9 protein-coding genes are annotated in these 10,349 nt (G+C 68.8%); 7 read left to right on the forward strand and 2 right to left on the reverse strand.

Features of this window, described 5'->3' with window-relative positions; genetic code table 11:
* Nucleotides 1-11: 11 nt before the first annotated feature.
* The 4 genes from FRZ03_RS10265 to FRZ03_RS10280 are packed head-to-tail and all read left to right on the forward strand — an operon-like array spanning nucleotide 12 to nucleotide 4,774.
* Nucleotides 12-1,124, forward strand: coding sequence for an FAD-dependent oxidoreductase (locus FRZ03_RS10265; protein ID WP_146464837.1), 1,113 nt, complete (start codon nucleotides 12-14; stop codon nucleotides 1,122-1,124).
* A 4-nt stretch (nucleotides 1,125-1,128) separates the two neighbouring features.
* Nucleotides 1,129-2,052: an alpha/beta hydrolase gene (locus tag FRZ03_RS10270; protein WP_146464838.1), complete on the forward strand. Its 924-nt coding sequence runs from the start codon at nucleotides 1,129-1,131 to the stop codon at nucleotides 2,050-2,052.
* 20 nt (nucleotides 2,053-2,072) lie between these two features.
* On the forward strand, nucleotides 2,073-3,014 hold the full coding sequence (locus FRZ03_RS10275; RefSeq protein WP_146464839.1) for an MBL fold metallo-hydrolase: 942 nt from the start codon (nucleotides 2,073-2,075) through the stop codon (nucleotides 3,012-3,014).
* Nucleotides 3,015-3,031: 17 nt separating this feature from the next.
* Nucleotides 3,032-4,774 carry a CocE/NonD family hydrolase gene (locus FRZ03_RS10280; RefSeq protein ID WP_146464840.1) on the forward strand — a complete coding sequence of 581 codons (1,743 nt, stop codon included), beginning with the start codon at nucleotides 3,032-3,034 and terminating at the stop codon, nucleotides 4,772-4,774.
* A gap of 1,105 nt (nucleotides 4,775-5,879) precedes the next feature.
* On the opposite strand, the gene FRZ03_RS10290 is transcribed toward FRZ03_RS10280, so the two are convergent.
* Nucleotides 5,880-6,389 (reverse strand): DUF2798 domain-containing protein, encoded by a 510-nt coding sequence (locus tag FRZ03_RS10290; protein ID WP_146464841.1) that lies wholly within the window; start codon nucleotides 6,387-6,389, stop codon nucleotides 5,880-5,882.
* 629 nt (nucleotides 6,390-7,018) lie between these two features.
* Here FRZ03_RS10290 and FRZ03_RS10295 point away from each other — a divergent pair.
* From FRZ03_RS10295 to FRZ03_RS10300, 3 genes are all read left to right on the forward strand, one after another.
* On the forward strand, nucleotides 7,019-8,116 hold the full coding sequence (locus tag FRZ03_RS10295) for an IS110 family RNA-guided transposase (protein WP_186785336.1): 1,098 nt from the start codon (nucleotides 7,019-7,021) through the stop codon (nucleotides 8,114-8,116).
* A 234-nt stretch (nucleotides 8,117-8,350) separates the two neighbouring features.
* Complete coding sequence (locus tag FRZ03_RS39005; protein ID WP_186785342.1) at nucleotides 8,351-8,503, forward strand: hypothetical protein; 153 nt, start codon at nucleotides 8,351-8,353, stop codon at nucleotides 8,501-8,503.
* 226 nt (nucleotides 8,504-8,729) lie between these two features.
* A complete protein-coding gene (locus FRZ03_RS10300; RefSeq protein ID WP_186785337.1) occupies nucleotides 8,730-9,902 on the forward strand; it encodes a hypothetical protein in 1,173 nt (390 codons plus the stop codon).
* A gap of 259 nt (nucleotides 9,903-10,161) precedes the next feature.
* Here the strand turns inward: FRZ03_RS10300 and FRZ03_RS39750 are convergent.
* Nucleotides 10,162-10,349, reverse strand: a 188-nt coding sequence (locus tag FRZ03_RS39750) for a hypothetical protein (RefSeq protein ID WP_222443358.1), incomplete at its 5' end; no start/stop codon positions are given.

Below are 10,349 nucleotides of genomic sequence, written 5' to 3' on the forward strand. Positions count from 1 at the left end.
GAGAACCAACGATGCAGCTCTCGGACATCAAGAACCTCAAGATCGCCGTCGTCGGAGCGGGGTACGGCGGCGCGGCTGCCGCCAAGGCGCTCAGCCTCCTGGGTGCCCGCGTGGACGTCTACGAGCAGGCCACCCGGATCCGCGAGGTCGGCGCCGGCATCGGTCTGCGCCCCTCCACCATGAACCGCTTCCGCGGGTGGGGGATCTTCGACGCGATCGCCGAGGTCACCTCGCCTAGCGACTACTTCGAGATCCTCACCGCCACCGGCGACCCGATCATGAAGGAAGCGTGGCCCGCCGCCGGCGAGCAGGTCCACACCCACCTCATCCACCGCGGCGACTTCATCGACGCCCTTATGGGCGTGCTCCCCGAGGGCATGGTGCACCTCGGCCACAAGCTGGAGAGCGTCGAGGACAAGGGCGAGGGTGCCGTCCTCACCTTCGCCAACGGCACCTCGGTCGATGCCGACCTGGTCGTCGGCGCCGACGGCATCAAGTCGGTCGTCCGCCACCAGCTGTTCAGCCAGAAGCCCCCGGTGTTCTCCGGCGAGCACGCCTACCGCACGGTGATCTCCGCCGACGCCGCCCACGGCATGGTCGTCGACGACAACCTGCGCATGTACATCGGCCGCGGCACCAAGGTCTACCTGCTGCCGCTGCGCCACCGCGGCCAGGTGTCCTTCGACATCACCGCCCTGAACCCGGACGGCACCTGGGCGCCGCAGGTCACCAAGGAGGACCTACTCAAGACGGTCGAGGGTTTCGACGAGCGCCTGGTGGGCATCACCCGCGACCTCGACATGGACACCGTGAACATCCGCGCCGTGTACGACATCGACCCCGTCGACACCTGGCACACGGACTCCGTCGTCCTCGTCGGCGACGCCGCCCACTCGATGCTCCACCACCAGGGTCAGGGCGCCAACTCGGCCATCGAGGACGGCGGCGCGCTCGCCGACGCCCTCAAGCAGGCCGGTTCCCTAAAGGAGGCCCTCGACCTCTACCAGGCCACCCGCAAGCCGGTGACCGACGAACTGCAGCGCGTCTCGCGCCAGGGCTGGACCGAGGAAGAGATCAACGACGTCTTCCCCAGCCAGAAGCCCGCCGCCGCCGGACAGGAGTGACCCCGTGACACTGCACCCCGAGATCGCCAAGTTCCTCGCCACCTTGCCGGCCCCGCCCGCGGGCCCCCTCGACCCGGTCGCGATGCGCGCCGCTGACGAGGCCCACGTCGCCCCGCCCGAGGAGCGCCTGCCGCTGCACGCCGTCGAGGACGTGACGGCCACGACGGCCACCGGCGAGGTACCGGTCCGGATCTACACCCCCGCCGAGGCCGATCGCCACGGCATCCTCGTGTACTTCCACGGCGGCGCCTTCTTCCTCGGCAGCCTGAACACCCACGACCACGTCGCCCGCTCGCTGGCCAAGGAGACCGGCCTCAAGGTCGTCTCCGTCGGCTACCGCCTGGCACCCGAGGCGCCCTTCCCGGCCGGCCTCGACGACTGCTACGCGGTCGTGCGCTGGGCCGCCCAGGACGACAACGGGCTGGACTGGGACGGCACCACTCTGTCCGTCGCCGGCGACAGCTCCGGCGGCACCTTTGCAGCGGCCGTCGCCGCCCGGGCCCACGACGACGGCTTCGACCGGATCACCCACCAGATCCTGTACTACCCGTCGCTAGACCTGGACTTCGACGTCGACCGCTACCCGTCCCTGCGGGAGAACGCCGTGGGCTACGGCCTGGAGACCGCGGGCCTGAAGCCGTTCAACGCGTTCTACCTCGACAGCGGCGCCGACCCCGCCGACCCGCTCGTGTCGCCGATCAAGCGGGCCGACCTCACCGGCCTTCCGCCGGCCCTGGTCGTCACCGCCGAGCACGACCCGATGCGCGACGAGGGCGAACTCTACGGCGCGCGGCTGCGTGACGCCGGCGTGCCGGCGACGGTCAGCCGGTACGCCGGCGTGGGCCACGGCTTCGTCCAGCACTTCTCGTGGATCCCGGATTACCACCGGGTCTTCGAGGAGACCGCCGCCTTCCTCGGCCGGCGCTGAACGCGCAGGGAGGGAACACCATGACGCACGACCCTGTCGCCGTCCACCCCTTGGTCTCACCGTGGGGCCGCTTCGGCCTGTACAGCTTCTTCATCGACGCGCCCGAACCGGCGATCGTCGACACCGGGATCGCCTCCTCGCCCACCGAGGGCATGGCCCCCGCGCTCGAGGCGATCGGACGCCGCATCGAGGACGTGCGGTGGATCCTGCTGACCCACGGTCACATCGACCACGTCGGCGGCGCCCACGCCCTGTGGGAGCTCACCGGACGCCGTGCCCAGGTCGTGATCCACGAGGCCGACGCACCGCTGCTCCGCTCGCGACGCGCCCACGTCGAGGAGTACCTCGCCGGTCGGGGCCGGTACCTGGCCGACCCCGAGGGCGAGGCCAAGGTGACGGCCGCCGCGAACGCCGTCATCTCCGGCGAGATGGAACCCTCCCTGCTGGTCAAGGGCGGCGAGACGCTCTCCCTCGGCGGAGACGTCACCGTATCGGTGCACGCGATCCCCGGCCACACCCCGGGCTCGGTCGCGTACGTCGTCGACGGACAGCGCTCCGTCTTCACCGGCGACGCCGTCCAGGTCCACGGAGCCGCCAACGGCTTCCCCGGGTACACGGACCCGGACGCCTACCGCGCCGGCCTCGCGTACCTGCGCGACGAGATCCGCCCGCGCCACCTCTACCTGGGCCACCCCTACCGCCGCGCCGACGGCACCCCGTACGGCGTCGAACTCGACGAGACGCAGGCCCAGGAGGCCATCACCCAGAGTCTGGACATCGAGGCGCGGGTCGCCACGGCCGCCTGCGCATGCCTCGCCGAGGGCCTGCGGCAGACGGACTCCCAGTACTCCCCGTTCGCCTCCGTGGCCGAGGAACTCGACTACACCGGCGATCCCACGCTGGAGCCGTCGCCGTTCTTCACCTCGATGCACGGCTACCGCCTGCGCACCCAGAATTCGTGACTCAGGAGCACCCCCTCATGACCGACCCCCAGACGATCCGCGCGGGCGCACAGAGCATCGCCGTCCGCAAGGACCTCCGTGTCCCGATGCGCGACGGCGTCACCCTCGCGGCCGACACCTACAGCGGCGTCGACGACACTCCCCGGCCCGCGCTCGTGGCCCTGAGCCCGTACGGCAAGGAGCTCCAGGCCCTCGCGCTGACCACCCCGCCGCAGCGCAGGCCCAGCCCCATGTGGGACGGCTGCATCGAGGCCGGCGACATCGCGCGCGTCGTCAAGGAGGGCTACGTCCACGTCATCGGTGACCTGCGCGGCTCCGGCGCCTCCGAGGGCGAGCACATCGGCAACTACAACGCCGGCGGTGTCTCCCTCGGCCAGGACGCCTACGACTTCATCGAGTGGGTCGCCGCGCAGCCCTGGTGCGACGGCAACGTCGGCATGATCGGCATCTCCTACTTCGGATCGATGCAGGTGCTGGCCGCCGCCGAGCGCCCGCCCTCCCTCAAGGCCATCTTCGTCAGCGGCGGCCACTACGACTTCTACGAGACCACCTATCACGGCGGCGTCATGTGGTTCATGCCGCGCGCCGCCCGCGAGGGCCGTGGCGGCGACTCCGGCTGGGCCTTCACCGACGGCGTCAAGTCCCGCATGCTGGAAACGTATTCCCCCGAGGAGATCAGGAAGCGCGTCGCCGAGCGCCTGAAGGACCCGGACGTGGCCGCCTGGCCCAACCTGGTCCATGTCCTCAACTACCCCAAGAACCACGAGGCGTGGTTCGACATCGTCATGAATGACCTCGACGGCGAGTGGTACGAGGAGCGCAACCCCATCACCCTTGCGCCGAACATCGACATCCCCGTCTGGCTCCAGATCGACCAGGGCCGCGGCTGGACGATGGACGGCACCATCGAGGTGTACAAGGCGCTGAAGGGCCCGAAGAAGCTCGACATCGGCCCCTACCCGCCCATGCAGTCGCGGCCGTTCGTCGAAGAGCACGACAAGATGTTCCGCTGGTACGAGTACTGGCTGAAGGGCGTCGACAACGGGATCATGGACGAGCCCGCGGTCACCGTGCACGTCGAGGGCTCCAAGCAGTACGTCACCGGCGCCCAGTGGCCGCCGAGGGACGTCGAGCGCCGCCCGCTCTATCTGCGCCCCCGGCACAAGCTGTCCTACGAGCCCGAGCCGATGGGCGCCGAGCACGCCGTGCCCGACGGCTTCTACCAGGCGCCGCTGACGGTCACCGACAAGGTGGAGATCCTCAGCTGGTCGACCAAGCCGTTCACCGAGCCCACCGTGATGATCGGCCAGGGCGCTGCGCACCTGTTCGCCGAGATCGACCAGCCCGACACCAACTTCATCCTCCGCCTGTGGGACGAGGCCCCCGGCGGCAAGCGGCAGCTCATCACGACCGCCTACCTCAAGGCGTCGCACCGCGAGCTGGACGAGGAGCGTACCACCGAGGGTGACCCGCACCACCCGCACACCCGAGCGGTGCCGGTCGAACCGGGGAAGATCGAAGAGTACGTGCTGCGGATCTACCCCTTCGCGGCGGCCTTCCTGCCGGGGCACCGGCTGGTCGCGGAGCTGTCCAACGACGAGCCGCTGGCCGACGAGCACAACGCGCTGTTGCCGCCCGACGCCTTCCACCTACCTGTCGGCCGTCCCGTCACCCACAAGATCTACCGGGACGCGGCACACCCCTCACGCCTGGTGCTGCCGTTCACGACGACGGCGGCGGCAACGGACGCGAGTCGGTAGAGGGCGCGGCACGCAGCAGGGAGACGGCCGGTGCGGGCCCCCGGGGGTGCGGCACCGGCCGTAGTGGCCCCGCTGTCGTCCCGCGCGCTGGATCCGGGGCAATGGACGAATCTCAGGCGCCGCAGGGTGACGGTGGTCCCAGCGGCGCTCACTCCGGCAGTGCCGCGAGCCGGCCGCCGACGACGGCGTCGACGGTACGGAACAGCGCGGAGGGCGTGGGGCCGACTCATCCGTTGACCACTGCGGCGAACCGGGCCGGGGCGGTGGCGCCAGAAGCGTTCAAGGTCCCCTCCCGATATGGCTCCGACGCGGGCCATGGACGGCTCGCCGCGGCGCCCCACTGTCCACCGTGCTGCCGGTCGCGGGCCGGCCGGGCGCCCCTGCGGCGGGGAAACCCGGCACATCACCGTCGGCCGGGTGCGGAATCCCCTATGCGGGCACCCCGGCAGGTTGCTTTCTCACGGCGTCCGCGAGCGAAGCCGCCCACATCGCTGGGAACGGTTGCCAGGAGAGTCCTCTGCGGGGGCTCGACCGTGACGCTCGTTTGACGCTCGGATCACCGGCGGATCATGGTCTCCTGCTGCGGTGGCCGCCGCGAGGGTCGTCGTGCTGCCTTGGGCCGGTGCGCTGCGGCTGTCGCGGATGCGTACCGGCTACGGAGGGCGACGCGAACATATCGGGGCGGTCGGGTCGACGTGGCGGCCGGTCAAGGACAAGGGCGAATCGGCCGGGGCTCCCGCCGGCCATATGTATGGGCTGGGCGGTATGACTCGCACGTACGTGCCGACTGGCATTCATCGTGGTCGGTTGAAGGTCTTGCTCCCCTTCCCGCTGGACATTGATCTCGACACGCCGGTGCCCTGACCGGCATCCGGACGCGGATAGGAACGCGGAAGGACGGGGGAGAGACGACGGATCGGAGGGGAGCGGCAGCCGGACCGGCCGGCTGATCATCGCTCTCCTCCATTCCTCCGCGTTCTGTGGCCGCAGACGCGAGTGCTTGTTGCACATGGCCGGCTCACCCCCATCCGCGCGCACTACCTTGGTGACAGGGTTGGTCCTCCGGTGCGTAGGTGAGGACGTCCAGGGACGCCGGGTGTGGCTGTCAGGCCGCTGTGACTGCGGCGCGGGCGTCGACGCGCTGGTGATGGCGGCGCATGACCTGCCGGGCGACCGGCTGGGCGAGCAGCGCCTCGACGAGGAACGCGATGGTGCAGTTGCGCGGCCACAGGTGTGCGAACTGCTCGAGGGGCTCGGTGGAAACCCGCTGCGTGCCGATCCACGTGCCGACCACCGTCATCACGAGGGAGATCAGCAGCACGCTGCACAAGGCGTTCAAGATCATATGAGCGCGGAAGCTGTCGCCCGGGCGCACGAGCCGCGCGGTGAGCATGTGGGCGGGCTTCATCGTCAGCAGCACGACGGCCACGACCGTGACCAGCAGGACCGGCATCACCCGCAGCAGATCGGTCCACATGGCCACGGTGAAACCGGCGGTCAGGCCGCCGATCACCACCGGGATGGTGTTCACCGAGATCACTGCGATGACCAGCATGAACGCTACGAACTCCTTCGGGTTGCGCGGCAGGTGGGTGTGAAAGGGGTTGTCGCTCACAGGGCGGCTCCTCGTAGCTCGATACGGAGACCGGCAACAAAAAAGCGCCCGCCCCCCGATTCGGCTCGGGAGACGGACGCTGTTTCGAAATGCTTATACGCGCCGGACTTCGCAACAAAGGATACAGGCCCGCAGCGTCTGTCGCTGACGAGGACGGCGACGTGCGGCCTCGGCTCATTACGACATGGAGCCGGAACCGTCGACCGATTTGGTGCCTCCTCCGGCGGACAGGGCCATCCGGTGGAGACTGTCCGGCAAGGACCGGGCGGTCAGTCATTGCCGCTCAGGACTGGGCAGGGAGCCGACTCGTTCTCAGCCTGCTTCGGCCGCGTTGGGCACTGGTTCGGACGAAGCTTTCCGGCCGTGGTCGGGAGGTGCCGATGCGCCGGGGCCGATGAGACGGTTGCGCGACGCCGTCCCGGACGAGGGTCTGACTCATGAGATCTATGAACGAAGTGCCCAGCCACAGACTTGTCGACTGCCGTTACGGGATGGCGCCTGCCGGTACCGAGCCACAGGACGTGTCCCAATAGGGGCCTTGCCGAGTTCCAGGCGCCATCACGGTTCAGACCGCCCATGCGGGCCGGTGCCATCCACCCAGCACGTCACCGCGTGAGAGGCGAATCATCATGACGAGCCGACAGCGCAGTACCTCCTCGAGCGCAGATCCTCCCGCGCGGAGAGAGGTCGTACTGGGCGTAGACACGCACGGCGAGGTGCATGTCGCCGCCGTGATCTCCCCGCTCGGGAAGATCTTGGGGACCGAGTCCTTTCCGGCGACGGCGGCAGGCTACCGGCAGCTGCTTGTGTGGGCCCGTACGCGGGGGACGGTGCGCCGGGCCGGTGTGGAGGGTACCGGCACCTTCGGCGCGGGCCTGTCCCGCTACCTGCTGGCGCAGCAGGTCCAGGTGTACGAGGTGAATCGGCCCGATCGCTCGGCCCGCCGGCTGCTCGGTAAGTCGGACCCGATCGACGCTCAGGCCGCCGCGCGGGCCGTGCTCAGCGGTCGCGCCCGGGCCCGGGCCAAGTCCGGCGACGGTCCGGTGCACAGCGCCCGGATGTTCAAGCTCGCCAAGGACTCCGCGGTCAAGGCCCGTACTCAGGCGATCAATCGGGTCAAGGCCGTTGTGGTTATAGCCGACCCGGCCCTGCGGGAACAGCTGTCCAGCCTGGGCAATGCCGAGCTGTTCCGCACCTGCGCACGCCTCGCCCCGCACGACGGTGGGGGAGACGAGGACGCGGTGGCACAGGCCACCCACCTGACGTTGCGCATGCTCGCCGAGCGCATTGAACAGCTCACCGCACAGATCAATGAGCTGAACCAACGGCTGACCCGGCTCGTCGAACGTCACGCCCCACAGCTGCTCGAACCGGTGGGCATCGGTCCGGACAGCGCCGTCACTCTCCTGATCACCATGGGAGACAACCCCGAGCGACTGAACACCGAGGCATCCTTTGCTGCCCTTTGCGGAGTCAGCCCCATCGAATACTCCTCCGGCCGTCGGAGCACACGCCGGCTCAACCACGGCGGCGACCGCCAGGCCAACGCCGCCCTGCACCGCATCGTCTTCACCCGCCTGCGCCACGACCCGCGCACCCAGGCGTACTACGAACGCCGCACCCAGGAAGGCAAGACCCGACGCGAGATCATCCGATGCCTCAAGCGATATGCCGCCCGAGAAGTCTTCAACCTGGTCAGAGCGGTACCTGGCGTCCCCCGGTCATAGGGGCGTCTGTGAGAGAGGCGTTCGACGGCAAGCCCCTGCAGACGCGGCCGGAGGGCGCTTCCGAGCGGGTGTGCTGCGGTTCCGGCGGTGGCAGCGCACCCCCCGGGTTCTCATCGAGTGAGCACCTGACGCGAGGGCGTAGTGATGACACACGCCCGCGGTAGATGCGGCCCGGGACCCTTGGCGACCACGAGGTCATAGCCTTCGCTTCCACAAAGTCGAACGCCTCTGGAGGTGTCTGAGGCGACGCCTGCCCCGCTGAACTTCAAGAGAGTCCTGCACCGTAACAAGGTCGGCGGGGTGGACCGGATCGCCCTTACCGCCGACTTCACCACCAAGATCCGCCAAGCCGTCGTGTCCCAGAGCCGCTATCACATCGAGGGCTGAGCGTTCCGGCGATCCCCTCCCCGCCGGCCGGTCTTGGTCCGAGCCTCATGCATCTCGCACCTGTACCCCCGTTGGAGGCCAAACGGGCCGGTGGGCTTCCTCGGGTCGGCCAATTCAACAGGTGCCGGAGGTGTGAGAACGGTTGACTCGGCTGAGCCCTGCGCTCGTCGGGACGCAGTGGAAATGGAGTGAGAGTGGCCGGCGGAGCGACCTACGATCGTCTGTCATGGGTGTATACGCGAGCCGGAATCGGACAGATGCGGCGCCGAAGCGGGCGGCCGAGCCACAGGCCGAGTTCTTCGAGAGGGTCGCCGGTCCGTTCTGGGACCAGGTTCGGGATGTGATCAACGAATGGTGGTCGCGCTTCCCTGACCAGGCTCCACCCGGCCTGCTCAGCCGACTGCGGGACCGAAACTCCGACACGAACGTCTACTCTGCGCTGTGGGAGTTGTACCTGCACCAGATGTTGCTCGGTTCCGGTTGCAACGTGGAGGTTGAGCGGCAGACGGGAACGGGTGGCTATAAGCCCGACTTCCTGGTTACGCGCGGCAACGAGCAATTCGTCGTCGAGGCGATCTGGAAGGCTCAGAAGCGCGACGCTGGGTCTTACTCGCTGCCACCACAGTTGAGCGATGCCATCGATCGCTTGCCGAGTCCGAACTTCTTCGTATCGTGCCAACTGCACAGCGCCGGTACGGCAACGCCGCCGCAGAGACGCCTGAAGTCCGGGCTCACGCGATGGCTTGCAAGCTTGGACCCCGACCAGGTCATCGCCGACCATGAGCGCAAGGTGCCGCTTCCCAGTCATACTTGGCAAGAGGCTGGCTGGTGCCTCACGTTTCGAGCGATCCCCCGCAGCCCAGGCAAACGTGGCAATCCATCCAGCAGGACAATCGGCGTCTACCCCTCGGCATGGGCGGTCGAGGACGGATCGGAGCGAGTGCTCCACGCCGTCACACACAAGGGCGGGAAATATGGTGACCTGGAGCTGCCATTCATCGTGGCGCTAGGCCATGCAGCCGACTTCCCCGAAGACGAGGACATCGAGAGAGCGCTGTACGGGAGTACGGTCGAGTACGCTTACGACAGCGGATCGACTTTCACCCGCAAGCCCGATGGCTACTGGAGTGCCACCTACGACCATGCCCACAGCCGTGTCAGCGGCGTGCTCGTCGTGAATAACCCGGCACCCTGGACCTGGACGAAAAACACTCCCGTTCTCTGGCAAAGCCCGGATCCCGCCTCGCTTCCTGCTCCCATCTTCCCTACCTGGGCAACCGCGCGACTGACTGGGATCCAGGTCGAGCGCCAGCCCGCGATACGCTCCGTCCACACCGCTCTCGGTCTGCCGGAACGCTGGCCGACCGGCGACGCCTTCCCCCGGAGTGACCCGAGATGACGGCAGCGGCACCGTCAGTCTCGACAGCGGCACCCCGGTGAGATCACCTCATGCGCACGGCAGCGTTCGGTGGGGGCCTCTGCGTGGACTGGGGAGGCCGCTCGACCGGGTTCGGGGAGCATCCGTCGTGCACCGGGTGGACGCCCTGATCGGCCAGCCGACGCTGTGCCGCATCCGAACGTAGTGGCCTGCGGCCGCGGGCCGAAGGCTGGGAGGCGGATGTGGCTTGCGGGTGGGTTCTCGTCCGCCGGGCCGCGCTTTAGGCTGCGACCGCTCCGGAACGGACGATCTTTTGGAGGGTGCGCAGGATGAACCGAGCTCTCGTGACCGCGTGCGCGGCAGCAGCGTTGGTCATGTCCGGGGGCGGCACCACCGCCGCAGCTTCCGACGCCCCGCCCCGCACCACGAACGGTCCCTGCCAGTACACCTCGACACCGGACGAGCCGC

The organism is Streptomyces misionensis (assembly GCF_007896895.1).
GTDB classification, from domain to species: domain Bacteria; phylum Actinomycetota; class Actinomycetes; order Streptomycetales; family Streptomycetaceae; genus Streptomyces; species Streptomyces misionensis_A.

Coding starts and splice junctions, on each gene's coding strand:
- FRZ03_RS10265 (WP_146464837.1), top strand. CDS start 12: ATGCAGCTCTCGGACATCAAGAACCTCAAGATCGCCGTCGTCGGAGCG.
- FRZ03_RS10275 (WP_146464839.1), top strand. CDS start 2,073: ATGACGCACGACCCTGTCGCCGTCCACCCCTTGGTCTCACCGTGGGGC.
- FRZ03_RS10280 (WP_146464840.1), top strand. CDS start 3,032: ATGACCGACCCCCAGACGATCCGCGCGGGCGCACAGAGCATCGCCGTC.
- FRZ03_RS10295 (WP_186785336.1), top strand. CDS start 7,019: ATGACGAGCCGACAGCGCAGTACCTCCTCGAGCGCAGATCCTCCCGCG.
- FRZ03_RS10300 (WP_186785337.1), top strand. CDS start 8,730: ATGGGTGTATACGCGAGCCGGAATCGGACAGATGCGGCGCCGAAGCGG.